Genomic DNA, 22,662 nt, shown 5'->3' on the forward strand with positions numbered 1-22,662 from the left:
GCGATTCTTGATCCATACTCCAGAAGTCAGCCAAACGGCTTCTGGAGCACGGACGATGAAAAACCCCACCCTGTTACAATGTTTTCACTGGTATTACCCTGCTGGCGGTGAACTGTGGCGAGAAGTCACGGCATTAGCCCCCAACCTGAACGAAATCGGCATCAATATGGTCTGGTTACCGCCGGCATATAAGGGGGCATCCGGCGGCTATTCCGTCGGGTATGACTCTTATGACCTTTTCGACCTCGGTGAGTTTGACCAGAAAGGCAGCGTCGCCACCAAATACGGCGATAAAGCCCAGCTGCTGGAGGCCATCAACGCCTTAAAAAGCAACCAGATTGCGGTGCTTCTGGACGTGGTGGTCAACCATAAAATGGGGGCCGATGAAAAGGAACCCGTCCGCGTGCAGCGCGTGGATGCTCAGGATCGCACCCAAATCAGCGATGAGATCATCGAATGCGAAGCCTGGACGCGCTACACCTTCCCCGTTCGGGCCGGGCAGTATTCGCAGTTCATCTGGGATTACAAATGCTTCAGCGGTATCGACCACATTGAAAACCCCAATGAGGACGGTATCTTCAAAATCGTGAACGACTACACCGGCGAAGGCTGGAACGATCAGGTCGACGACGAGATGGGCAATTTCGATTACCTGATGGGTGAAAATATCGATTTTCGCAACCATGCGGTGACGGAGGAGATCAAATACTGGGCGCGCTGGGTGATGGAGCAAACCCACTGCGACGGCTTCCGCCTGGACGCGGTAAAACACATCCCGGCCTGGTTCTACAAAGAGTGGATTGAGCACGTCCAGGAGGTGGCCCCACAGCCGCTGTTTATCGTGGCGGAATACTGGTCTCACGAAGTGGATAAATTGCAGCACTACATCAATCAGGTGGACGGTAAAACCATGCTGTTTGATGCGCCACTGCAAATGAAATTTCACGAAGCCTCACGCCAGGGACGCGACTACGATATGAGCCAGATTTTCACCGGTACGCTGGTGGAAGCCGATCCGTTCCATGCCGTGACGCTGGTAGCCAACCACGATACCCAACCCTTGCAGGCGCTGGAAGCCCCGGTTGAAGCCTGGTTCAAACCGCTGGCCTACGCGCTCATCCTGCTGCGTGAAAACGGCGTGCCGAGCGTATTCTACCCGGATCTTTTTAGCGCCAGCTATGACGACACCGGCGGGGATGGCGAGACGTATCACATCGATATGCCGGTGATTGAACAGCTCCACGAGCTGATCCTCGCCCGGCAGCGTTTTGCCCACGGCGTGCAGACGCTGTTTTTCGATCATCCAAACTGCATTGCGTTCAGCCGCAGCGGGACTGAGGAGCACCCGGGCTGTGTGGTGGTGCTGTCGAATGGTGATGACGGCGAGAAGACCATCTGCCTCGGGGAGAATTACGGCAATAAGACCTGGCGTGATTTTTTAGGCAACCGCGAGGAAACCGTGACCACGGCGGCAGATGGCGAAGGGACGTTCTTCTGTAACGGGGGAAGCGTCAGCGTCTGGGTGATTGAGGACGCGCTGTAGTGCTGGAACAGTGCGGTCTGATGCCCTCACCCCGACCCTCTCCCACCGGGAGAGGGAGCAAACCCTAAAAAACGGCAATATGATTGCCGTTTTGCTTTTACCGCTACGGAAGCTTACTCTCCAGCGGATTCTTGCTCAGGTAATCTGCGCATTCCACCGTTGGACGGTCAACCTTGTACAGTTCCATACCGTCATACTCCAGCGCCGCCCCATCACGCTCCAGCGGATAGACATCCAGCTTACGCGTCACGTTATAATAATCATCTGAACGCAGCATGATCTTACCCGGCACCGCGATAACGCGCTGCCACTGACGGCAATCCAGCGTATCCCCCTCTGGCGTCACCACCAGCGTGGCGATCGCTTCCGGGCTCACCATCGCGCTCTGCGGCCCTTTCGACTGCCAGTAACCTGCCAGTTGCGAAGGTACCGGGTGCTTAATCACTTCCTGATAGTTATCTACCTGAACACATCCCGCTAACGTCAGCATCGCAGCCACAATTGCTACTTTTTTCATCATCTTTCCTGCATGCGAAGAAAAAAATATTGTGGCATTAAAGCCATCAGGCTGCCAGCGTAAGATAGGTATTGATTAAACCTGCATCCCCATCACTTCCTGGTATGCCGACACCAGCTTGTTACGCACCTGCAACCCCATCTGCAATGACACCGACGCTTTTTGCAGATCGGCCATCACATCGTTGAGCGCCACGCCGGGTTCGCCAAGGGTAAATCTCTCAGCCTGGGTACGGGCCGCGTTTTGCTTGTCGCTGATCCGGTCCAGCGCCGCATGCAGTTGACCGGCGAAGCTAACGCCCGGCGGCTGGTCAGCCACGCTCTGATTACGGGCGGTCATCGCCGTTGCCTGTAACTGACTGAGTACCCCTTCAATGCCCTGTATAGCCATGACTCTCCCCTGGATGGTTTTTTACGAGGTCAAGACTAACAGCTTGTCAATAAGATAATGGCGGTAAATAGCGTTAAAAAACCAGGTTATTTGACGCATAGAAAATCCCGAATCATCAAATAATGGCAGGGCCATCAGTATGGAACTTTTGTCGTGTTTGCCGACCCGGGAGTCAGTTTTGTTTCTCTACACGAATAACGTAAACCACCAGGATTTAAGAGGTGCGCAATGAGTGCGACAGCAGCATCGACAGCGCCACAGAATAAATCACTCGAGTGGATGAACCGCCTTCGCGCCAACCCTAAGATCCCGTTGATTGTGGCAGGCGCTGCCGCCATTGCGATCGTTGTCGCGATGGTCTTATGGGCAAAAAGCCCGGATTACCGCACGCTCTACAGCAACCTTTCCGACCAGGATGGCGGTGCCATCGTCACCCAGTTAACCCAGATGAACATCCCGTATCGCTTTGCCGATAACGGTGGTGCGCTTGAAGTACCGGCAGATAAAGTGCACGAGCTTCGCCTGCGTCTCGCCCAGCAGGGGCTGCCAAAAGGCGGCGCGGTTGGGTTTGAACTGCTGGATCAGGAAAAATTCGGCATCAGTCAGTTCAGCGAGCAGGTTAACTATCAGCGCGCGCTGGAAGGTGAGCTGGCCCGTACGATTGAAACCTTAGGCCCGGTGAAAAGTGCCCGCGTGCACCTGGCGATGCCTAAGCCGTCCCTGTTTGTCCGTGAACAAAAGTCCCCTTCGGCCTCTGTGACCGTTAACCTCGAACCTGGCCGTGCGCTGGATGAAGGGCAGATCAGCGCCGTCACGCACCTGGTCTCCAGTGCGGTGGCCGGCCTGCCGCCGGGTAACGTTACGCTGGTGGATCAGAGTGGTCATCTGCTGACGCAGTCCAACACCGCCGGGCGCGATCTCAACGACGCTCAGCTGAAATACGCCGCGGATGTGGAAGGCCGTCTCCAGCGTCGCATCGAAGCGATTCTGGGCCCGGTGGTCGGCAGCAGCAACGTACACGCGCAGGTCACAGCGCAGATTGATTTCTCGAATAAAGAACAGACCGAAGAGCAGTACGCCCCGAACGGGGATGCCTCCCGCGCCGTGTTACGCTCGCGTCAGATCAATGAGACGGAACAGGTCGGCGGACAGTATCCTGGCGGTGTGCCGGGCGCGCTCTCTAACCAGCCTGCGCCTGCCAACGCCGCGCCAATCTCCACCCCGCCGGCAAACCCGCAGAACGGTCAGCAAACGAATCAGCAGACGACCTCGGCCGCGAACAGTACCGGCCCGCGTAACAGCAGCCGTAACGAAACGACCAACTACGAAGTCGACCGGACTATCCGCCATACCAAACTGAACACGGGCGATATTCAGCGTCTCTCTGTTGCCGTGGTGGTGAACTACAAAACGCTGCCGGACGGTAAACCGCTGCCGCTCACGGCGGAGCAGATGAAGCAGATCGAAGATTTAACCCGCGAAGCGATGGGCTTCTCTGAAAAACGTGGCGATACCCTCAACGTTGTGAACTCACCGTTCAACCCGGTGGATGAGACCGGTGGCGAACTGCCGTTCTGGCAACAGCAGGCGTTCTTCGATCAGCTGATGTCCGCAGGCCGCTGGCTGCTGGTGCTGATTGTCGCGTGGCTGCTGTGGCGTAAGGGCGTTCGTCCTCAGCTACAGCGCCGTGCTGAAGCCGAGAAAGCCGCGCTGGAACAGAAGAACGCGCGTCCGGACGAGGAAGAAGCGGTTGAAGTGCGTCTCAGCAAAGATGAACAGATGCAGCAGCGCCGTGCTAACCAGCGTATGGGCGCAGAGGTGATGAGCCAGCGCATTCGCGAAATGTCAGATAACGATCCGCGCGTCGTCGCGCTGGTCATCCGTGGTTGGATGGGTAACGAACATGAGTAATACGCTTACAGGCACCGATAAGAGCGTCATCCTGCTGATGACCATTGGCGAAGATCGCGCGGCGGAAGTGTTTAAACACCTCTCCCAGCGAGAAGTGCAGATCCTCAGCGCGGCGATGGCCAACGTGCGCCAGATCTCCAACAAGCAGCTGACAGAAGTGCTGGCGGAGTTTGAGCAGGAAGCCGAGCAGTTTGCCGCACTCAACGTCAACGCCAACGAATACCTGCGCTCCGTGCTGGTTAAGGCGCTGGGCGAAGAGCGCGCCGCCAGCCTGCTGGAAGATATTCTCGAAACGCGCGACACCGCCAGCGGGATCGAAACGCTCAACTTTATGGAGCCGCAAAGCGCCGCCGATCTTATTCGCGACGAGCACCCGCAGATTATCGCCACCATTCTGGTCCACCTCAAACGGGGTCAGGCGGCCGATATTCTGGCGCTGTTTGACGAGCGCCTGCGCCACGACGTGATGCTGCGTATCGCCACCTTCGGCGGCGTCCAGCCAGCCGCGCTGGCGGAGCTGACCGAAGTGCTGAACAACCTGCTCGACGGCCAGAACCTCAAGCGCAGCAAAATGGGCGGCGTGAGAACGGCAGCGGAAATCATCAACCTGATGAAAACGCAGCAGGAAGAGGCGGTTATTACGGCGGTACGCGAGTTCGACGGCGAGCTGGCGCAGAAAATTATCGACGAGATGTTCCTGTTCGAAAACCTGGTCGAAGTGGACGACCGCAGTATCCAGCGCCTGCTTCAGGAGGTGGACTCCGAATCGCTGCTTATCGCCCTCAAAGGCGCCGAGCAGCCGCTGCGCGAGAAATTCCTGCGCAACATGTCCCAGCGTGCGGCCGATATCCTGCGCGACGACCTGGCCAACCGTGGCCCGGTGCGTTTGTCTCAGGTGGAAAACGAACAGAAAGCGATCCTGCTTATTGTTCGTCGTCTGGCAGAAACCGGCGAGATGGTGATTGGCAGCGGAGACGACACCTATGTCTGATGAACTGTCGTGGAAGCGCTGGACGCCTGACGACCTCTCCCCTCCCACCGCAGAGTTCACCCCTGCCGTTGTGTCGTCCGACGAGGGCGACGCCGGGGCGGGCATCCCCGAGCTGAGTGAAGAGGAACAGCGCGCCCAGATGCTGGCCCAGATGCAAATGCAGGCGCACGAGCAGGGCTTCAACGCCGGGATGAACGAAGGCCGTCAGACCGGGCACGCACAGGGTTATCAGGAAGGGCTGGCGAAAGGTTTAGAGCAGGGCATTGAGCAGGCGCGCCAGCAGCAGGCGCCGCTGCATGCCCGCATGCAGCAGCTGGTGAGCGAGTTTCAGCACACGCTGGATGCGCTCGACAGCGTGATTGCCTCGCGCCTGATGCAGATGGCGCTGGAGGCGGCCCGTCAGGTGATCGGCCAGACGCCGGTAGTGGATAACGCCGCGCTGATTAAGCAGATCCAGGCCCTGCTCCAGCAGGAGCCGCTGTTCAGCGGCAAACCGCAGCTGCGCGTTCATCCTGATGATTTGCAGCGCGTGGAAGAGAGCCTCGGCGCGACGCTTAGCCTGCACGGCTGGCGGCTGCGCGGCGATCCGTCGCTCCATCACGGAGGCTGTAAGGTCTCGGCGGATGAGGGCGATCTGGATGCCAGCGTCGCGACCCGCTGGCAGGAACTGTGCCGCCTGGCGGCACCGGGAGTCGTCTGATGACCGCTCGCCTTACGCGCTGGCTTAACACGCTCGATAATTTTGAAACGAAGATGGCGCAGCTGCCATCCGTTCGTCGTTATGGACGCCTGACGCGCGCCACCGGTCTGGTCCTGGAAGCCACGGGGCTGCAACTTCCGCTCGGCGCCACCTGCGTGATTGAGCGGCAGGACGGGGGGGAGACGCGTGAAGTGGAAAGCGAAGTGGTCGGGTTCAACGGTCAGCGCCTGTTTCTGATGCCCCTTGAAGAAGTGGAAGGGATTTTGCCCGGCGCCCGCGTCTACGCGAAAAACATCAGCGGTGACGGCCTGCAAAGCGGCAAGCAGCTGCCGCTCGGTCCGGCGCTGCTGGGCCGCGTGCTGGACGGAAGCGGCAAACCGCTCGATGGCCTGCCCTCCCCTGATACCACCGAAACCGGCGCGCTGATCACCCAACCCTTCAACCCGCTGCAACGCACCCCAATCGAGCACGTACTGGATACCGGCGTGCGGCCGATTAACGCCCTGCTCACCGTGGGACGCGGCCAGCGTATGGGGCTGTTTGCCGGCTCCGGCGTGGGTAAATCGGTCCTGCTCGGCATGATGGCGCGTTATACCCAGGCGGACGTTATCGTGGTTGGCCTGATTGGTGAGCGTGGTCGCGAAGTCAAAGATTTCATCGAAAACATTCTGGGTGCGGAGGGCCGCGCCCGCTCGGTGGTGATCGCCGCGCCTGCGGACGTGTCGCCGCTACTGCGTATGCAGGGTGCCGCCTACGCCACGCGTATTGCGGAAGATTTCCGCGACCGGGGCCAGCACGTGCTGCTGATTATGGACTCCCTGACCCGCTACGCGATGGCGCAGCGTGAGATTGCGCTGGCCATCGGCGAGCCGCCCGCGACCAAAGGCTACCCGCCGTCGGTCTTCGCCAAGCTCCCGGCGTTGGTTGAGCGCGCGGGGAACGGCATCAGCGGCGGCGGCTCCATCACCGCGTTCTATACGGTACTGACCGAAGGCGATGACCAGCAGGACCCGATTGCCGACTCCGCGCGCGCGATCCTCGACGGCCATATCGTGCTGTCGCGCCGTCTGGCCGAAGCCGGGCACTATCCGGCAATTGATATTGAAGCCTCGATCAGCCGTGCGATGACGGCCTTGATCACCGAGCAACACTACGCCCGCGTGCGTAACTTCAAACAACTGCTCTCCAGCTTCCAGCGCAACCGCGATCTGGTAAGCGTCGGGGCGTACGCCAAAGGCAGCGACCCGATGCTCGATAAAGCGATTGCCCTGTGGCCGCAGCTGGAGGCATTTCTGCAACAGGGTATTTTTGAACGCGCCGACTGGGAAGATTCCCTCCAGGCACTGGAGCTGATTTTCCCGCAGGTGTAACACAGGTGGAGGGCGAAGGTCATGGCGCAGAACAGCGCGTTATCAACGCTGAAAGATCTGGCTGAAAAAGAAGTTGATGATGCCGCATTGCAGCTTGGCGCAATGCGACGCGGGTGCCAGCAGGCTGAAGAACAGTTGAAGATGTTAATCGACTATCAGCATGAATATCGCACCAACCTTAACACCGACATGACGCAGGGCATTGGTAGCCAGCGCTGGATTAACTATCAGCAGTTTATCCAGACGCTGGAAAAGGCGATTGAGCAGCATCGCCAGCAGCTTAACCAGTGGACGCAAAAAGTCGATACCGCGCTGAATTTCTGGCGCGAGAAAAAACAGCGGTTGCAGGCCTGGCAAACCTTACAGGACCGGCAGATTGCAGCCTCGACCCTGGCGGAAAACCGTCTGGATCAGAAAAAAATGGATGAGTTTGCCCAGCGCGCATCAATGAGGAAACCAGAATGATCACACTGCAACAACTGCTGATGACCGACAGCGACCCGTCCGGCGGCACGCTGACCGGGAAAGGCGCTGAGGGCGCGCAAGATTTTCTTTCTCTGCTGGCGGGCGCGCTGACCGAGACCACCGGCAAAGGCAAAGATGCCCCGCTGACGCTGGCGGATCTGAAAGCGGCGGGCAACAAGCTGTCGACAGCGGCAAAGGAAAAAAACGGTGATACCACGCTCCAGGCCAAAATCGCCGAGCTGCTCTCCCGTCAGGAGACCCTGACTGGTGAAGATACCGCCGTCTCCCTGCAAAGCCTCGTCTCCGGCCTGAAACCCGCCGCGAATACGGATGCGCTGAAGGCGCTGACCCAGCCGGAGGCGAAAACAAACAGCGAGACCACGACTGAAGAAGAGGAGCTGGCCGGGTTAAGCGCGCTGATGGCGATGTTACCGCACCAGCAGACCACCACCCCGGTAGCGACGCAGCCTGCGAGCACAGGGGAGATCGCCCCCCGAGCTGCCCTCCCCTCTACGCTAGCCCAGACGGACAACGGCCAGCATCAGCCGCTTAGCCATGCGTTAACGGGTCAGGAAAAAATGCCGGTTCAGGACAGCGACACATCGCTGCCCGCCACGGCAGCCGTTACGCCAGCCGTCGCAGAGAAGCAGGACGTAGCGAGCGCGGCGTCGTCTGCCGCCAGCCCAACCGCGACGCTGGCGCCGATCGTCAGTCACCTGGCGCCTTCACAGCCTGCCGCTACCGTTGCGACAGCGCCGGTGTTAAGCCAGCCGCTGGGCACGCACGAATGGCAGCAGAATCTGAGCCAGCACATCACCCTGTTCACAAAGCAGGGACAGCAGACCGCAGAGCTGCGTCTGCACCCGGAGGATCTGGGTCAGGTGCAAATTTCGCTTAAGCTGGATGACAACCAGGCGCAGTTGCAGATGGTTTCGCCCCACAGCCACGTCCGCGCGGCGCTGGAAGCGGCCCTGCCGATCCTGCGCACGCAGCTTGCGGAAAACGGCATTCAGCTTTCCCAAAGCAGCGTCAGCAGCGAGGGCTTTGCCGGGCAACAGCAGTCCTCATCCGGGCAGCAACAGCACACTTCGCGTTCCGGCCAGCATGGCGGGTTTAACGATGAGAGTGAAGAGTTATTGCCTGCCCCTGCCGCCCTGCAATCCGCCGCACGCGGCAGCCGTGCCGTAGACATCTTTGCCTAAACGCCAGAGGTAACGTGATTATCCCCGTCTTTTCCACGCTTTGACCTAAGCCGGACACGGGATAATCACCGTATTAAGCTGTACCGAAACAGGAAGCTCGTATCAGATGACAGACTCCGCTATCACCAAAAAAAGCAAGCGTTCCATCTGGATCCCGCTGCTGGTGTTGATTACCCTCGCGGCCTGCGCCACCGCAGGCTACAGTTACTGGCGTATGCAGCAAGAACCCTCCAGCGCGGCCGCCAAAGCTGAAGCGCCGCCTCCACCGGCGCCGGTCTTCTACCCGCTGGATACGTTCACCGTGAACCTGGGCGATGCGGATCGCGTGCTTTACGTGGGTATTACGCTGCGTCTGAAAGATGAAGCGACCCGTGCACGCCTGAACGACTACCTGCCAGAAGTGCGTAGCCGTCTGCTGCTGCTGTTTTCTCGTCAGGATGCCTCCGCGCTCGCCACCGATGTGGGCAAGCAAAAGCTGGTCGATGCCATTAAACAGACGCTGGCGACCCCGCTGGTAAACGGCCAACCTAAGCAGGAAGTCACTGACGTTCTGTATACAGCCTTCATTCTGCGGTAACGACATGGGCGACAGTATTCTTTCTCAGGCAGAAATCGATGCGCTGCTCAACGGCGACAGCGATAAAAGTGACGAACCGAAGCCGGGTCTGACCGGCGACGATAATATTCGTCCCTACGATCCCAATACCCAGCGTCGCGTGGTGCGCGAGCGTTTACAGGCGCTGGAGATCATCAACGAACGTTTCGCACGTCAGTTCCGTATGGGGTTGTTTAACCTGCTGCGTCGTAGCCCGGATATCACCGTCGGTGCGATCCGCATTCAGCCGTATCATGAGTTTGCCCGCAACCTGCCGGTGCCAACCAACCTTAACCTGATCCATCTGAAACCGCTGCGCGGTACCGGTCTGGTTGTGTTCTCGCCAAGCCTGGTGTTCATCGCGGTGGATAACCTGTTCGGTGGCGATGGCCGTTTCCCGACCAAAGTGGAAGGCCGCGAGTTTACCCATACCGAACAGCGTGTGATTAACCGCATGCTGAAGCTGGCGCTGGAATCCTACAGCGACGCGTGGAAAGCGATTAACCCGCTGGAAGTCGAGTACGTGCGTTCCGAGATGCAGGTGAAGTTTACCAACATCACCACCTCCCCGAATGACATCGTCGTGAACACCCCGTTCCACGTCGAGATCGGCAACCTGACGGGCGAGTTCAACATCTGCCTGCCGTTCAGCATGATTGAACCGCTGCGCGAACTGCTTGTGAACCCGCCGCTGGAGAACTCACGTCACGAAGATCAGAACTGGCGTGAAAACCTGGTGCGTCAGGTGCAGCATTCGCAGCTGGAGCTGGTGGCCAACTTCGCCGACATCTCCATGCGGTTATCGCAGATCCTGAAATTACAACCCGGCGACGTTTTGCCGATAGATAAACCTGACCGCATTATTGCCCATGTGGATGGCGTACCCGTGCTGACAAGCCAGTACGGCACGATTAACGGCCAGTATGCGTTACGCGTTGAGCACTTGATCAACCCGATTTTGAATTCGCTGAATGAGGAACAGCCCAAATGAGTGACATGAACAATCCGTCCGATGAAAACAGCGGAGCACTGGACGATCTGTGGGCTGACGCGTTAAACGAGCAGAAAACGACGCCGACGAAAAGCGCGGCAGACGCGGTCTTTCAGCAGTTAGGCGGCGGCGACGTCAGCGGCACGTTGCAGGACATCGACCTGATTATGGACATTCCGGTCAAGCTGACCGTTGAGCTGGGTCGCACCCGCATGACCATTAAAGAGCTGCTGCGCCTGACGCAGGGTTCCGTGGTGGCGCTTGACGGTTTAGCGGGTGAGCCGCTGGATATTCTGATCAACGGCTACCTGATTGCACAGGGCGAGGTAGTGGTGGTGGCCGATAAATACGGCGTACGTATCACCGACATCATTACCCCTTCCGAACGCATGCGTCGTCTGAGTCGTTAAGTATGAAAACCCAGGCAACACTGTCCGCGCCCTCCGCCGTACCCGGCTCACCGCTGCTCCAGGTGAGCGGCGCGCTGTTCGGTATTATTGCCTTTATCCTTATCGCCGCCTGGCTGGCAAAGCGTTTCGGTCTGGCGGGGAAAACGGCCGGTACCCGCGGGTTGAAGGTCAGCGCCAGCACCCCGCTAGGACCGCGCGAGCGCGTGGTCATTGTGGAGGTGGAAGATGCACGACTGGTGCTGGGCGTGACCGCCTCCAGCATTAACGTCCTTCACACGCTCCCCCCTGCGCCTGTCACGGTGGAGGCTAACGCCCAGGCCCCTGCGGATTTCCAGTCCGTAATGAAGAGTTTGCTCAAGCGTCCCGGGAGATCCTGATGCGCCGTTTGTTATTCCTTACGCTGACAGGCCTGGGCCTGTTCGCGCCCTCTGTGTATGCGCAACTGCCGGGGCTGGTTTCCACGCCGCTGGCGAACGGGGGGCAAAGCTGGTCCCTGTCCGTGCAGACGCTGGTATTCATCACCTCGCTGACCTTTATCCCGGCGATCCTGCTAATGATGACCAGCTTCACCCGCATCATCATTGTGTTTGGCCTGCTGCGCAACGCGCTCGGCACGCCGTCCGCGCCGCCCAATCAGGTGCTGCTGGGTTTAGCCCTGTTCCTGACCTTTTTCATTATGTCGCCGGTGATCGACAAGATTTACACCGAGGCCTACCAGCCGTTCAGCGAAGATAAAATTTCCATGCAGGTTGCCCTGGAAAAGGGGGCACAGCCATTACGTGAATTTATGCTTCGCCAGACGCGCGAAGCGGATCTGGCCCTGTTTGCCCGTCTCGCTAACACCGGTGAGTTACAGGGGCCGGAAGCGGTGCCGATGCGTATTCTGCTCCCGGCGTATGTGACCAGTGAGCTGAAAACGGCGTTCCAGATCGGCTTCACCATTTTCATTCCGTTCCTGATTATTGACCTGGTGATCGCCAGCGTCCTGATGGCGCTCGGGATGATGATGGTCCCGCCCGCAACCATTGCCCTGCCCTTTAAGATTATGCTGTTCGTGCTGGTCGACGGCTGGCAGCTGCTGGTCAGCTCGCTGGCGCAGAGTTTCTACAGTTGAGGAGCGCGCAATGACGCCTGAGTCGGTCATGATGATGGGCACGGAGGCGATGAAAGTCGCGATTGCCGTCGCCGCGCCCCTGCTGCTGGTTGCGCTGGTCACCGGTCTGATTATCAGTATTCTCCAGGCCGCCACGCAGATTAACGAAATGACCCTGTCGTTCATCCCGAAGATCATTGCCGTCTTCGTGGCGATTATCGTTGCCGGGCCATGGATGCTCAATTTGCTGCTGGACTATATGCGCAACCTGTTCACCAATCTGCCTTACATCATCGGCTGACGGACGATGCTGCATTTCACCAGCGATCAGTTTGTTCAGTGGCTCGGGATCTATTTCTGGCCGATGCTGCGCATCATGGCGCTGATCTCCACCGCCCCCATACTCAGTGAAAAGTCGGTGCCTAAACGCGTCAAAATTGGGCTGGGCATGGTTATCACCATTATCGTTGCCCCTTCCCTGCCAGCCGTGGATATCCCGATCTTTTCCCCGAATGCGATCTGGATTGCTCTGCAACAGGTGATGATTGGCGTGGCGGTCGGGTTTACGATGCAGCTCGCCTTCGCCGCGGTACGAACGGCGGGTGAACTTATCGGTTTGCAGATGGGCCTGTCTTTCGCGACGTTCGTTGACCCGGGCAGCCATCTGAATATGCCGGTGCTGGCGCGTATTATCGACCTGCTGGCGATGCTGTTGTTTCTCTCGTTCAACGGCCACCTGTGGCTCATCTCCATGCTTGTGGACACCTTCCACACGCTGCCGATTGGCGACAACCCGGTAAACAGCAACGCGTTTCTGGCGCTGGTGCGGGCTGCCGGGCTGATCTTCCTCAACGGGCTGATGCTGGCGCTGCCGATCATTACCCTGCTGCTCACCGTTAACCTCGCATTAGGTTTACTCAACCGAATGGCTCCGCAGCTGTCGGTATTCGTCATCGGCTTTCCGGTGACTTTGACGGTTGGCCTTTTATTAATGTCATTATTGATGCCACTTATCGCCCCCTTCTGCGAGCATTTATTCAGCGAGATATTCAATCTGTTAGCGGATATTGTCAGCGAACTTCCACGCAAATAATAACCCGCAGTGTTTGCAATGTCTTTCTGAGGATATTCCTAAAAATAATCTCGAAAAACATCTACCAGGATATATCTGACGCGGTTTAAATGTTTCTAACCACCTCACAATACTTAATATTTACTTTACTTTAAGATGATTCCTGGCAAATTATACGTAACTTTACGGGATAGTGAGTTCGCCTGAAAGTCTTTGTCATGCTCACAGGTTTTATTAGATTTTTTCCATCCCGTATGGCTGTTTATGAGCTCTCAGGCAGGTGGTGAATTATCGTTACGCATTGAGTGAGGGTATGCCATGTCAACGATCATTATGGATTTATGCAGCTACACCCGGCTAGGGTTAACCGGGTACTTAGCAAGCAGAGGGGTAAGAAAGAGAGACATCAACGATGCACACACCGTTGAAGAACTCGCAGCCGCTTGTGACGCCCACAAGCCCGGCGTGGTGTTTATTAATGAGGACTGTTTCATTCACGACCCCGCTAACAGTCAGCACATTAAGCAGATCATTAATCAGCATCCTAAGACCCTGTTTATTGTTTTTATGGCGATCGCCAATATTCATTTCGATGAGTATTTGTTGGTGCGTAAAAACTTATTAATCAGTTCGAAATCGATTAAACCAGAGTCGCTTGATGATATCCTGGGCGATTATTTGAATAAAGAAGTTAAGAATGTAGGGGCGGTTAACTTACCCACCCTATCATTAAGCAGAACTGAATCAAGTATGCTAAGAATGTGGATGGCTGGACAAGGGACAATTCAGATCTCAGACCAGATGAATATCAAGGCAAAAACAGTATCGTCACACAAAGGAAATATTAAAAGGAAAATTAAAACGCATAATAAGCAAGTCATATACCATGTCGTACGCCTGACAGATAATGTGACGAATGGGATTTTCGTTAATATGCGCTAATTTGCACGGCCATGTTGTACCCTACCTTGATCTCTGGCCTGGCCAGAGATTTTGCTTTTCAGTAGCCGGAGCCGGGGAGAAGATGCCCCCGACGCCGCCCTATTCCGCCGTTTCCACAAAGATCCCATCCGGGTGCCCCAGTTCGTTGAAGAACCAGATGCCGAGCGGGTAATCTTCCAGCGACACCAGATACATTGTGCCTTCATTAAACTCTTCTATAGCCAGCACCACGCCCGGGCGGCGCGGCCCACCGTCCGTTTTGACGGTTACCCGATCGTTGACCTTCATACATTCCTCCTGTGGTTTTGAGCCAGTGTAGAACAAATTGCATTGCCTGGCATCGCCACCTGGCGCGAATGGCGTTTTTGTGTGCGGTCTATACTTAACTGTTGAGACGATTAAATGAGGAACCCGCCATGAAGACCGACAAAGAGTACAGCGACACCATTAAGCGTGAGGTTGAAGTGGATGTCGATGCCCTGCTTGCCGCCATCAATGAAATCAGTGAGTCCGAAGTTCATCGCGCGGAGGATAATTCCGACCGTGTCGTGGTCAATGGTAGGGATTACCATACCTACCGTGAACTGGCCGAAGCATTCGAGCTGGATATCCATGACTTTAGCGTCTCGGAGACGAACCGCTAAGGCGAAAAAAATCCCGGTCATGGGGATGACCGGGATCAAACTTGCTTATGCAAGAAGCACTTGTAAATTCGTTACACCAGGAAATCTGATGCAGGTAAGACATTATCCCTAACGGAATAGTCTTACAAGCATATATTCTCTTAGCGAATATTATATTTTATACATGTGAATTTTAGTTATGAGTATAAACATGCGCCGCCTGTGGGTTTGTCGGGATCGTTTCCACTTCAACGGCGCGTCAATGCCTGTTTTTTTAAGATTTATCTTAGGTGAAATTATCACCCGGGAGACGTTATGCCTTCGTTTGAGGAGACTCTGCTTGTTTTTACCGACCTCGACGGCACGCTGTTGGATTTTCACACACTCGACTGGCAGCCTGCGGCCCCCTGGCTGGAAAAGTTAATGGATGAACAGGTACCGGTCATTCTGTGCAGCAGCAAAACCGCGTCCGAGATGGATGACATCCAGCAGGAGCTGGGGCTTGGCGGGTTGCCCTATATTGCGGAAAACGGCGCGGTGATCCAGCCTGACGTACGGTGGGAAAACGCCGCACGGTTCATCTCAGAAAAGAAGCATGACGATATCCGGCAGTGTATTGCCCGGGTACGTCAGGAAATGCATCTTAAATTCACCACCTTCGATGACGTGGATGAGCGCGTGGTCGCCGGATGGACTGGGCTGAGTCGTCCCCGCTCAGTGCTTGCACGTAAACACGAGGCTTCCGTGACGCTGATCTGGCGTGACAGTGATGAACAAATGTAACGCTTTGCCGCCGAACTCGCCCGGCAGGGGCTGAAGATTGTCCAGGGAGCACGCTTCTGGCATATCCTGGACACCTGCTGCGGCAAAGACGCGGCGGTTCACTGGCTTGTGGACCAGTATCGCCTGCACGAGGGTTCCGAACCGACGACGCTGGGCCTGGGCGACGGCCCGAATGATGCCCCGCTGCTGGACAGCGTAGGCTTTGCCGTCGTGGTGAAAGGCTTCAACCGGGAGGGCGTCAGCCTTAAGAACAACGATCCCGCCCGGGTTTATCACACTCAGCACACCGGGCCGACCGGCTGGTGCGAGGGGCTTGATTACTTTTTGACGTGATCCTGCCAGATGACCCGGTTACGCCCGCGCTGTTTCGCCTCATACAGACGCGCATCGGCGGTGGATTGCAGATTTTCGAAGTGATAATTGCCCTTCTCCTGCGCGCCAGAGACGCCAAACGACGCACTTACGCGCAGGGTGGTACTTTTCTTAATCAGGATCTCTTTGCTGTCGATACGCTCGCGGATCTGCTCTGCGACTTCCGCCGCCTCTTCAAGCGTCATGCCCGGCAGCACCACACAGAACTCTTCGCCCCCGACGCGTCCGGCAATATCTTTAGTCCGGAGGGTGCTGGCAATCAGACCCGCGGCATGGGACAACACCTTATCACCCGCCTGATGCCCGAACCGATCATTGATGCTCTTGAAGCAATCAAGATCGATCTGAATGACCGAGAAAGGCAGCGACTGCTGTTCACACTGCTTCGCCAGCATTTTCGCCTGCTCGAACAGCGACCCACGATTATTCAGCCGGGTCAGAGGGTCGTGCCAGGCCTGCCATTGCAGCGAGTTCTGCATCGAATACATATTACTGACCATGCGCCGGATCACCAGCCATGAGATGAGCAGCATCGCGGTGAACAGCGCCCAAAGCAATGCCAGCACAATGCTGATGCTGCCGAAATCACCGCGCACCCCTTCATCCAGGGTGTGCACGCGCAGGACGATGCCATCAAAATGGTCGAGACGCTCCCAGCTGACAAAACGACTCCCCAGGCGAATGCCGCCTTCAGAATCCGATTCTATCGCGTGCGCTATCTGCGCTAATTCGCGCGCGTCAAAATGATTAACGTCCGCAGCCGGTGATTCAGACGTTGCAAGCTGGGTAAGCCGACTGTCATACAGTTGGTATTCCCCTTCCGGGTTATCGCCCACGGCTTCCACCAGCAGGCGACGCAGGGTGGCAAAGGTGAAATCCATCGCCACCACGCCATACCAGACGTGATTGTAATAAACCGGCACGCTGGCGGTGATCAGCGGCTTTTTGCCGACAAAGGTGGAAGGCGGCGAGATAAACCAGCGCACGGCACGCGCACGGTTTTCACGCTCGGACTGTTGGGTAAACCAGGGCTGAGTGACCAGATGGTAATAGCGCTGCACGATATCGCTGGAATTTCCCGGCGTATCCGTTTCCAGAAAGAATCCGGCTCGAGAGACATAAATCACGCGCTCTTCGTTGCGGGAAGGGCTGGATGCCAGACGCAGCAAATACCCTACTTCAAGCGCGGCGGACAGTTCATTATCAAGGTACTCATCATCACGGTTCAGAAGGGTCGTCTTTTCAACGAAGGCATCCGAAACACCGTTGATCGGTAACGTGCGCTGTTTATCAACCGCAATTTGCCAGCTGGGGGACGTGCGCAAATGCGCAAAACGCTTTACCGCATCATGCAGCACGCCAAACGCCAGCGGCGTTTCCAGCGCATCACGCATGCTGTGGCGAAAAAACAATAACTTATCGACGCTGAACTGAAGCTGTCTGTCCAGCGCACTGGCAACCGTTTCCAGATGGTTACGCTGGCTGGAGATATAAGCATCTTCCAGTACCACAACTTCGCGCCAGGTCAGGAGGGTGGAAAAGATCAGGACAACGATAAAACAGAAGTTAACAATCAAACGGGGATTGCTGCGCTTATGCAGCCACTGCAAAAAAGATTGTTTTACAACAAAGGTATCGTGCTGCACACACACTCCCTGATTGTCGCTCACCATCCGATATGATAAGTCTTCTGCCAGTAAAAACGCCCGGCAAGGCCGGGCGTTGTGTGATTAAGCCTTGTCGCGTTTTTGCCTTTTATTAGCAGGCTGAAGCTCGTCTTCGCGAAAAGCCTCCCGCTTAATGCCGTATCCATCATGCCACCGACACTCCACCATTCCGCTGGAATACCCGGTGACGATCATACCTGGACCACCATTTTTGGGCTTAACTTCATCACTGATCAAAAAGACCATACCTGCCTCCTGTATCAGGGTGAAACGTTTTCAATTTAGACGAGGAATGGTCTTTTTGCATCCGGGGTCAGCAATAATTAATGCGATTTCCCGCGTACTTTTTCAACCAGCTTAACAACGGCTACCACAATCAGACCGACGATAAAGCCCAGTACGAGGTTAAGCAGTGTGGGCAGGATCGCAGCAACTACCGCTCCCTGGCCTGACGCAAAATGTTCAATCATGTGATGCAGCGAAGCAACACCGTGCACGATAATTCCGCCGCCGACCAGGAACATCGCCAGGGTTCCCACCACCGACAAGGTTTTCATCAGCCACGGCGCCAGCACCAGCAGGCTTTTCCCAATGCCGCGCGCAATTGCGCTGGATTTTTTTTCCAGCCAGAAGCCGATATCGTCCAGCTTGACGATCAGCCCGACCAGGCCATAAACCCCTATCGTCACGAGGATCGCAATGCCGGACAGGATCAGCACCTGGTTCATCAGAGGGGCATCTGAGACGATCCCCAGCGTAATCGCCACTATCTCGGCTGAGAGGATGAAGTCCGTGCGGATCGCGCCTTTGACCTTATCGCGTTCAAACGTTTTTGGATCCTGTGCGGCCAGCGCTTCCAGACGCTGCTGGCGCATTTCCGGGGTGTCTTTCTCTTTGCGTGCAGCGAACATATGCAACACTTTTTCGGCACCCTCGAAGCACAGGAACGCCCCGCCAATCATCAGCAGGGGCGTAATGGCCCAGGGTATAAAGGCACTAATCAGCAGCGCCAGCGGAACGAGGATCACCTTGTTAATAAAGGACCCTTTCGCAACGCCCCACACCACCGGCAACTCACGGTTCGCCCGCACGCCGCTGACCTGCTGCGCGTTAAGCGACAAATCATCTCCCAGTACCCCGGCGGTCTTTTTCGCCGCCAGTTTTCCCATAACCGAAATGTCATCCAGCAAGGTGGCGATGTCGTCCAGTAATGTTAATAAGCTACTTCCTGCCAAAATCTCTTTCCTTCTTTTTTTGCTAATTAAGTGAATAGTATGGAACAAAACTCACCGCCCGGAAACTGGCACCTCGCGTCAACAAAAATTTCACATCAACAACACAATTAAAGCACTCGCCAGGCTGATAGTTTTGGCGTTAACTATGAGCGAACTTTTTATTTCGTCGTGAGGGACTATGCGTTTCCGGCATTTATTACCGCTCATTGGAGCACTCTTTTCCCTGTATATCATCTGGGGGTCCACCTATTTTGTCATTCGTATAGGCGTGGAAAGCTGGCCCCCGCTGATGATGGCCGGTATTCGTTTCCTTACGGCCGGCGTGCTGCTGATGGCGTTTTTATTGCTGCGCGGCCACAGACTACCGCCGCGGCGTCCCCTGCTTAACGCCGCCCTGATTGGCCTGCTGCTGCTGGCGGTGGGCAATGGCGCGGTAACCGTCGCCGAACACCAGAACGTGCCGTCGGGCATCGCCGCAGTGGTCGTCGCAACCGTGCCGCTTTTTACGCTCTGCTTTAGTCGCCTCTTCGGGATCCGCACCCGTAAGCTCGAATGGCTGGGCATCGCGATTGGGCTTGTGGGTATCATCCTGCTGAACAGCGGCGGTAACCTGAGCGGGAACCCCTGGGCTGCCGTTCTGATCATGATCGGCTCCATGAGCTGGGCCTTCGGCTCGGTCTACGGTTCACGCATCGAGCTGCCCTCCGGGATGATGGCAGGTGCGATTGAGATGCTCGCGGCAGGCATTGTGCTGCTGATGGCCTCCGCGTTGACGGGTGAAAAACTGGCGGCGATGCCAGACCTTTCAGGTTTCCTGGCCGTCGGGTATCTGGCGCTGTTTGGCTCCATTATCGCCATCAACGCCTATATGTACCTGATTCGCAACGTCTCACCGGCGGTTGCCACCAGCTACGCCTACGTTAACCCGGTGGTTGCCGTGCTGCTGGGTACCGGTTTTGCGGGCGAAGTGCTGTCGACGATTGAATGGCTGGCGCTGGGTGTGATTGTTTTTGCCGTGGTACTGGTCACGCTGGGTAAATATTTGCTGCCCGCGAAACCGATTGTCACGAGGTGTGAGGTGGAGAAACCGTGATCGGGTGAATGCCCTGGGTATCGATCTGCGCGGCCTGACCGCCGCCGCAGATCCACTCTTCCAGCCGCTCCGTCAGTTCCACGTCATTCAGCTTCATTCTTCCACGCAGCGCGCACTCCCAGACAATCAGCACCCGCCAGCCCTGAGCGTAAAGCTGAGAAACATCGCGTTTATCACGCTCGACGTTTCTGCCAATCTTCTCCAGCCAGAAGTCGGTGCGTGTCGCCGGGACTTTAAACAGATAGCAGTCGTGATGATGCCAGAAACAGCCGTGGGTAAAGATGATGCACTGGTACGCGTCGATGACGAAATCAGGACGCCCGGCAAGCGTGGCATCCTGAACCCTGAATTCAAACCCGGCGGCGGTCAGAAGGCCCGCGATCCGTTTTTCAATCGCGGTATCACGAGTGCCGATGGCACGCATGTTTTTACTGCGCGTGGCCTTATTGTGAACGTCCGCCATTCACGGCCTCGCTCTGACGAAGCTGAACGGCCTTGCTGATGCGTGAGGCCAGCAGTTTAGCTACCGCGGCAAAGGCGGGCACCACCACCGAGTTGCCAAACTGACGATAGGCCTGGGTATCCGACACCGGGATGCGAAAACTGTAGCCCTGCGGCGTCTCAAAGCCCATTAAGCGGGCGCACTCGCGCGGCGTTAAGCGCCGCGGTCGGTGCTGTTGGTTCTGGGGATCGTCAAAATCTTTTTCGCCCAGCGCCTTATCCCAGCCGCGATCGATAAGAATTTCCGCACCATCTTTGTAATAGCGCGCCGACAGCGTACGCGTCACGCTGTCAGGATTAAGCGGATTGACCATGCCAAATCCAAAGCCATTGCCTTTGGCCTGATGCTTTTTGGCATAGCGATAGAGGTATTTCCACAGCACCGGGGTCAGAATGAATTTCGCATCGACGGCGGGCTCCAGCAGATCGGCCACCGTCGGGCGGCGCGCCGGATACAGCGAGGGCAAATCACGCAGCGTAAAATCGCCTTTCAGATTGAGATCGCGGCGGAAGCCCACCAGCACGATGCGTTCGCGGTGCTGCGGCAGGAAGTGTTTGCCGTCGATAATTTTCGGATCGTCCGGCCCCATGTCCTCTGCATCCGCCACGTCATAACCCAGTTCATCCAGCGTTTGCATGATAATGCGGAAGGTTTTGCCGCCGTCATGACTCTTTAAATTCTTGACGTTCTCCAGCACAAAAATTGCCGGGCGGCGGGCATCAATGATCCGGGCAACATCAAAGAACAGTGTGCCCTGCGTATCGCAGGCAAAGCCGTGTGCGCGTCCCAGCGCGTTCTTCTTCGACACGCCTGCCAGCGAGAACGGCTGACACGGAAAGCCCGCCAGCAGCACATCGTGCGCCGGAATAGTATTGCGAATGTGTTCGGCGGCCTCTTCATCGCTGACGCCGGTTTTGTGGCTCAGCGTGACATCCCGAATATCCGCGTTGAACTGGTGCGCATCGGGATCGCAGTACCAGTTGGCTTTATAGGTACGGACGGCATGTTTGTTCCATTCACTGGTGAATACACACTGCCCGCCAATACCTTCAAAGCCATGGCGAATGCCGCCGATACCGGCAAAGAGATCGATAAAGCGAAAGGCATAATTTGGATGCGCAGCAGGAGGACGCGGCAGCAAATTTTGCAGATAGCGGAACTCACCGTCGCTCAGGCGGTGCCCTGCCCTGTCGCTTATCAGCAGCCGCTTGAGTATCGCCGGGCTCCAGTGGCTCTCGCCATGGGCCACCAGCTGGTTTGCCAGCGTTTTAGCATCATACATTTCCAGCAGCTGACGCAGGAGTGCCTGCACGGCTGCCGTTGATTTCTCAACCCGCTCAGGTGCGGGCACAGTCACTGATCGATTTTCCTGCATTCTCTTAACCGGACAATAAAGACAGAAAACAGAGTACCACAGTTCAGGATCGCACACTGCGACGGAAATGGGTCAATATCTGGCTGTCGGTTCCGAGGTAATCGCCCTGTAATTCGGCACTCAGCTTCGCCATAAACTGAATCAGAAAATCGGCATTGTGACGCGCAAGTTCGCGCCCCCGCGCGGTTTGCATGGTGTCAGGCAGGCGCAGGAGTTTGGTCTGAAAGTGGTCGAGCGCGAAGGCTTTATCATCCAGCGCTCGTGTTCCGGCGAACGGGTCGTCGGCATCAAACAGCGCGGCGCCCAGCGCACCGGAGACGGCAAAGACGCGCGCCAGGCCGATAGCGCCTAACGCCTCCAGCCGGTCGGCATCCTGCACAATTTTGGCCTCCAGGCTTTGCGGCGCGATACCGGCACTGAAGCTGTGCGCTTCAATAGCATGCTCAACGGCTGCATAACGATCCGGCGGAAAATCAGGAAAGTCGCGACTGAGGATCTCACGCGTTTTTCGCGCTGCCAGCCGCGAGGAGTGGCTACGTTCCGGGTGATTTTTCGGCAGGCTGACAATGTCATGGAAGTAGCATGCGGTCAGCACAACCAGCGGATCGCTATCCTCGTCAGCCATAATACCCTGCGCCGTCATCCAGACGCGGTGAAAATGGGCGATATCGTGCGCCGCATCATCAGTAAAATGATTTTCGTCGAGCCAGCGCTCAAAACGGTGTTGCCACTGCGCAAGTTCCATCATCCTGTCCTGTTGCTCAAAAGTGAGTGAATTATAATACACCCGAATTAAAATCCTTTATAAATAGAATTACGA

25 protein-coding genes and 2 pseudogenes are annotated in these 22,662 nt (G+C 56.6%); 18 read left to right on the forward strand and 9 right to left on the reverse strand.

Features of this window, described 5'->3' with window-relative positions:
- Positions 1-55 precede the first annotated feature (55 nt).
- Positions 56-1,543: an alpha-amylase gene (gene amyA, locus IM290_RS14925; protein ID WP_193041498.1), complete on the forward strand. Its 1,488-nt coding sequence runs from the start codon at positions 56-58 to the stop codon at positions 1,541-1,543.
- Positions 1,544-1,646: 103 nt separating this feature from the next.
- Here amyA and yedD read toward each other — a convergent pair whose 3' ends face one another.
- The gene (gene yedD / locus IM290_RS14930) at positions 1,647-2,060 is read right to left on the reverse strand and encodes a lipoprotein YedD (RefSeq protein WP_003859613.1); all 414 of its coding nucleotides are present in this window, start codon (positions 2,058-2,060) and stop codon (positions 1,647-1,649) included.
- Positions 2,061-2,135: 75 nt separating this feature from the next.
- Complete coding sequence (gene fliE / locus IM290_RS14935; RefSeq protein ID WP_003859612.1) at positions 2,136-2,450, reverse strand: flagellar hook-basal body complex protein FliE; 315 nt, start codon at positions 2,448-2,450, stop codon at positions 2,136-2,138.
- 228 nt (positions 2,451-2,678) lie between these two features.
- Here fliE and fliF point away from each other — a divergent pair, with 228 nt between their 5' ends.
- The 14 genes and pseudogenes from fliF (at position 2,679) to rcsA (ending at position 14,192) form a co-directional block, all read left to right on the forward strand.
- Positions 2,679-4,361, forward strand: coding sequence for a flagellar basal-body MS-ring/collar protein FliF (gene fliF, locus IM290_RS14940; protein WP_193041497.1), 1,683 nt, complete (start codon positions 2,679-2,681; stop codon positions 4,359-4,361).
- Positions 4,354-5,352, forward strand: coding sequence for a flagellar motor switch protein FliG (gene fliG / locus IM290_RS14945; protein ID WP_003859608.1), 999 nt, complete (start codon positions 4,354-4,356; stop codon positions 5,350-5,352). The genes fliF and fliG overlap by 8 nt, the downstream gene beginning before the upstream one ends.
- A complete protein-coding gene (fliH, locus tag IM290_RS14950) occupies positions 5,345-6,052 on the forward strand; it encodes a flagellar assembly protein FliH (protein WP_045333365.1) in 708 nt (235 codons plus the stop codon). Before fliG ends, fliH begins: the two co-directional genes overlap by 8 nt.
- Positions 6,052-7,422: a flagellar protein export ATPase FliI gene (gene fliI / locus IM290_RS14955; RefSeq protein ID WP_017693144.1), complete on the forward strand. Its 1,371-nt coding sequence runs from the start codon at positions 6,052-6,054 to the stop codon at positions 7,420-7,422. Before fliH ends, fliI begins: the two co-directional genes overlap by 1 nt.
- Before the next feature lie 21 nt (positions 7,423-7,443).
- Positions 7,444-7,887, forward strand: coding sequence for a flagellar export protein FliJ (fliJ, locus tag IM290_RS14960; protein ID WP_006811155.1), 444 nt, complete (start codon positions 7,444-7,446; stop codon positions 7,885-7,887).
- Entirely contained in the window at positions 7,884-9,089 is a 1,206-nt protein-coding gene (fliK, locus tag IM290_RS14965) for a flagellar hook length control protein FliK (RefSeq protein ID WP_032654117.1), read from the forward strand. Before fliJ ends, fliK begins: the two co-directional genes overlap by 4 nt.
- Before the next feature lie 106 nt (positions 9,090-9,195).
- Positions 9,196-9,666 (forward strand): flagellar basal body-associated protein FliL, encoded by a 471-nt coding sequence (fliL, locus tag IM290_RS14970; protein ID WP_003859598.1) that lies wholly within the window; start codon positions 9,196-9,198, stop codon positions 9,664-9,666.
- Positions 9,667-9,670: 4 nt separating this feature from the next.
- On the forward strand, positions 9,671-10,675 hold the full coding sequence (fliM, locus tag IM290_RS14975; RefSeq protein ID WP_003859594.1) for a flagellar motor switch protein FliM: 1,005 nt from the start codon (positions 9,671-9,673) through the stop codon (positions 10,673-10,675).
- Positions 10,672-11,085, forward strand: coding sequence for a flagellar motor switch protein FliN (gene fliN, locus IM290_RS14980; RefSeq protein ID WP_003859592.1), 414 nt, complete (start codon positions 10,672-10,674; stop codon positions 11,083-11,085). The genes fliM and fliN overlap by 4 nt, the downstream gene beginning before the upstream one ends.
- A 2-nt stretch (positions 11,086-11,087) precedes the next feature.
- On the forward strand, positions 11,088-11,462 hold the full coding sequence (gene fliO / locus IM290_RS14985; RefSeq protein ID WP_015572438.1) for a flagellar biosynthetic protein FliO: 375 nt from the start codon (positions 11,088-11,090) through the stop codon (positions 11,460-11,462).
- The gene (gene fliP, locus IM290_RS14990) at positions 11,462-12,199 is read left to right on the forward strand and encodes a flagellar type III secretion system pore protein FliP (RefSeq protein WP_015572437.1); all 738 of its coding nucleotides are present in this window, start codon (positions 11,462-11,464) and stop codon (positions 12,197-12,199) included. The genes fliO and fliP overlap by 1 nt, the downstream gene beginning before the upstream one ends.
- A 10-nt stretch (positions 12,200-12,209) precedes the next feature.
- Complete coding sequence (gene fliQ, locus IM290_RS14995; RefSeq protein WP_003859587.1) at positions 12,210-12,479, forward strand: flagellar biosynthesis protein FliQ; 270 nt, start codon at positions 12,210-12,212, stop codon at positions 12,477-12,479.
- Between the two features lie 6 nt (positions 12,480-12,485).
- A pseudogene (gene fliR / locus IM290_RS15000) lies at positions 12,486-13,278 on the forward strand (flagellar biosynthetic protein FliR); the annotation flags it as partial.
- Positions 13,279-13,568: 290 nt separating this feature from the next.
- Positions 13,569-14,192, forward strand: coding sequence for a transcriptional regulator RcsA (rcsA, locus tag IM290_RS15005; RefSeq protein ID WP_017383340.1), 624 nt, complete (start codon positions 13,569-13,571; stop codon positions 14,190-14,192).
- Between the two features lie 99 nt (positions 14,193-14,291).
- Here rcsA and dsrB read toward each other — a convergent pair whose 3' ends face one another.
- Positions 14,292-14,480, reverse strand: coding sequence for a protein DsrB (dsrB, locus tag IM290_RS15010; RefSeq protein ID WP_003859583.1), 189 nt, complete (start codon positions 14,478-14,480; stop codon positions 14,292-14,294).
- A 128-nt stretch (positions 14,481-14,608) separates the two neighbouring features.
- Here dsrB and yodD point away from each other — a divergent pair, with 128 nt between their 5' ends.
- Both yodD and IM290_RS15020 read left to right on the forward strand, forming a co-directional pair.
- Positions 14,609-14,836 (forward strand): YodD family peroxide/acid resistance protein, encoded by a 228-nt coding sequence (gene yodD / locus IM290_RS15015; protein WP_017383339.1) that lies wholly within the window; start codon positions 14,609-14,611, stop codon positions 14,834-14,836.
- Positions 14,837-15,130: 294 nt separating this feature from the next.
- Positions 15,131-15,931, forward strand: a pseudogene (locus tag IM290_RS15020) (mannosyl-3-phosphoglycerate phosphatase-related protein).
- Here IM290_RS15020 and dgcQ read toward each other — a convergent pair.
- The 3 genes from dgcQ to IM290_RS15035 form a co-directional block, all read right to left on the reverse strand.
- On the reverse strand, positions 15,916-17,616 hold the full coding sequence (gene dgcQ / locus IM290_RS15025) for a cellulose biosynthesis regulator diguanylate cyclase DgcQ (RefSeq protein WP_032103818.1): 1,701 nt from the start codon (positions 17,614-17,616) through the stop codon (positions 15,916-15,918). The pseudogene IM290_RS15020 and the gene dgcQ overlap by 16 nt on opposite strands.
- Positions 17,617-17,700: 84 nt before the next feature.
- On the reverse strand, positions 17,701-17,883 hold the full coding sequence (locus IM290_RS15030) for a YodC family protein (protein WP_003859574.1): 183 nt from the start codon (positions 17,881-17,883) through the stop codon (positions 17,701-17,703).
- Positions 17,884-17,960: 77 nt separating this feature from the next.
- Entirely contained in the window at positions 17,961-18,872 is a 912-nt protein-coding gene (locus IM290_RS15035; protein WP_017383336.1) for a DUF808 domain-containing protein, read from the reverse strand.
- A 178-nt stretch (positions 18,873-19,050) separates the two neighbouring features.
- Between IM290_RS15035 and yedA the strand changes: the two genes are divergently transcribed.
- Positions 19,051-19,965: a drug/metabolite exporter YedA gene (gene yedA / locus IM290_RS15040; RefSeq protein WP_045338589.1), complete on the forward strand. Its 915-nt coding sequence runs from the start codon at positions 19,051-19,053 to the stop codon at positions 19,963-19,965.
- On the opposite strand, the gene IM290_RS15045 is transcribed toward yedA, so the two are convergent.
- Genes IM290_RS15045 through IM290_RS15055 form a run of 3 tightly spaced genes read right to left on the reverse strand, consistent with a single transcriptional unit; the run spans position 19,937 to position 22,587 of the window.
- Entirely contained in the window at positions 19,937-20,428 is a 492-nt protein-coding gene (locus IM290_RS15045; RefSeq protein WP_017383335.1) for a very short patch repair endonuclease, read from the reverse strand. The two genes, yedA and IM290_RS15045, sit on opposite strands and share 29 nt — an antisense overlap.
- Complete coding sequence (locus tag IM290_RS15050; protein ID WP_193041496.1) at positions 20,409-21,842, reverse strand: DNA cytosine methyltransferase; 1,434 nt, start codon at positions 21,840-21,842, stop codon at positions 20,409-20,411. The genes IM290_RS15045 and IM290_RS15050 overlap by 20 nt, the downstream gene beginning before the upstream one ends.
- 43 nt (positions 21,843-21,885) lie before the next feature.
- Positions 21,886-22,587, reverse strand: coding sequence for a phosphohydrolase (locus IM290_RS15055; protein WP_033486933.1), 702 nt, complete (start codon positions 22,585-22,587; stop codon positions 21,886-21,888).
- Positions 22,588-22,662: the final 75 nt, after the last annotated feature.

The sequence above is a fragment of the Enterobacter cloacae complex sp. S1 genome (genome assembly GCF_014930525.1).
Taxonomy (GTDB): Bacteria; Pseudomonadota; Gammaproteobacteria; order Enterobacterales; family Enterobacteriaceae; genus Enterobacter; species Enterobacter hormaechei_C.

What these genes read in the sequence shown, in the direction of transcription:
- fliE (WP_003859612.1), bottom strand. Translation starts at nt 2,450, where the DNA reads ATGGCTATACAGGGCATTGAAGGGGTACTCAGTCAGTTACAGGCAACG.
- yedA (WP_045338589.1), top strand. Translation starts at nt 19,051, where the DNA reads ATGCGTTTCCGGCATTTATTACCGCTCATTGGAGCACTCTTTTCCCTG.
- fliJ (WP_006811155.1), top strand. Translation starts at nt 7,444, where the DNA reads ATGGCGCAGAACAGCGCGTTATCAACGCTGAAAGATCTGGCTGAAAAA.
- dsrB (WP_003859583.1), bottom strand. Translation starts at nt 14,480, where the DNA reads ATGAAGGTCAACGATCGGGTAACCGTCAAAACGGACGGTGGGCCGCGC.
- fliF (WP_193041497.1), top strand. Translation starts at nt 2,679, where the DNA reads ATGAGTGCGACAGCAGCATCGACAGCGCCACAGAATAAATCACTCGAG.
- IM290_RS15045 (WP_017383335.1), bottom strand. Translation starts at nt 20,428, where the DNA reads ATGGCGGACGTTCACAATAAGGCCACGCGCAGTAAAAACATGCGTGCC.
- IM290_RS15055 (WP_033486933.1), bottom strand. Translation starts at nt 22,587, where the DNA reads ATGGAACTTGCGCAGTGGCAACACCGTTTTGAGCGCTGGCTCGACGAA.
- IM290_RS15030 (WP_003859574.1), bottom strand. Translation starts at nt 17,883, where the DNA reads ATGGTCTTTTTGATCAGTGATGAAGTTAAGCCCAAAAATGGTGGTCCA.
- yodD (WP_017383339.1), top strand. Translation starts at nt 14,609, where the DNA reads ATGAAGACCGACAAAGAGTACAGCGACACCATTAAGCGTGAGGTTGAA.
- fliN (WP_003859592.1), top strand. Translation starts at nt 10,672, where the DNA reads ATGAGTGACATGAACAATCCGTCCGATGAAAACAGCGGAGCACTGGAC.
- yedD (WP_003859613.1), bottom strand. Translation starts at nt 2,060, where the DNA reads ATGAAAAAAGTAGCAATTGTGGCTGCGATGCTGACGTTAGCGGGATGT.
- IM290_RS15050 (WP_193041496.1), bottom strand. Translation starts at nt 21,842, where the DNA reads ATGCAGGAAAATCGATCAGTGACTGTGCCCGCACCTGAGCGGGTTGAG.
- fliL (WP_003859598.1), top strand. Translation starts at nt 9,196, where the DNA reads ATGACAGACTCCGCTATCACCAAAAAAAGCAAGCGTTCCATCTGGATC.
- fliP (WP_015572437.1), top strand. Translation starts at nt 11,462, where the DNA reads ATGCGCCGTTTGTTATTCCTTACGCTGACAGGCCTGGGCCTGTTCGCG.
- fliG (WP_003859608.1), top strand. Translation starts at nt 4,354, where the DNA reads ATGAGTAATACGCTTACAGGCACCGATAAGAGCGTCATCCTGCTGATG.
- fliI (WP_017693144.1), top strand. Translation starts at nt 6,052, where the DNA reads ATGACCGCTCGCCTTACGCGCTGGCTTAACACGCTCGATAATTTTGAA.
- rcsA (WP_017383340.1), top strand. Translation starts at nt 13,569, where the DNA reads ATGTCAACGATCATTATGGATTTATGCAGCTACACCCGGCTAGGGTTA.
- fliK (WP_032654117.1), top strand. Translation starts at nt 7,884, where the DNA reads ATGATCACACTGCAACAACTGCTGATGACCGACAGCGACCCGTCCGGC.
- fliM (WP_003859594.1), top strand. Translation starts at nt 9,671, where the DNA reads ATGGGCGACAGTATTCTTTCTCAGGCAGAAATCGATGCGCTGCTCAAC.
- amyA (WP_193041498.1), top strand. Translation starts at nt 56, where the DNA reads ATGAAAAACCCCACCCTGTTACAATGTTTTCACTGGTATTACCCTGCT.
- fliQ (WP_003859587.1), top strand. Translation starts at nt 12,210, where the DNA reads ATGACGCCTGAGTCGGTCATGATGATGGGCACGGAGGCGATGAAAGTC.
- fliO (WP_015572438.1), top strand. Translation starts at nt 11,088, where the DNA reads ATGAAAACCCAGGCAACACTGTCCGCGCCCTCCGCCGTACCCGGCTCA.
- fliH (WP_045333365.1), top strand. Translation starts at nt 5,345, where the DNA reads ATGTCTGATGAACTGTCGTGGAAGCGCTGGACGCCTGACGACCTCTCC.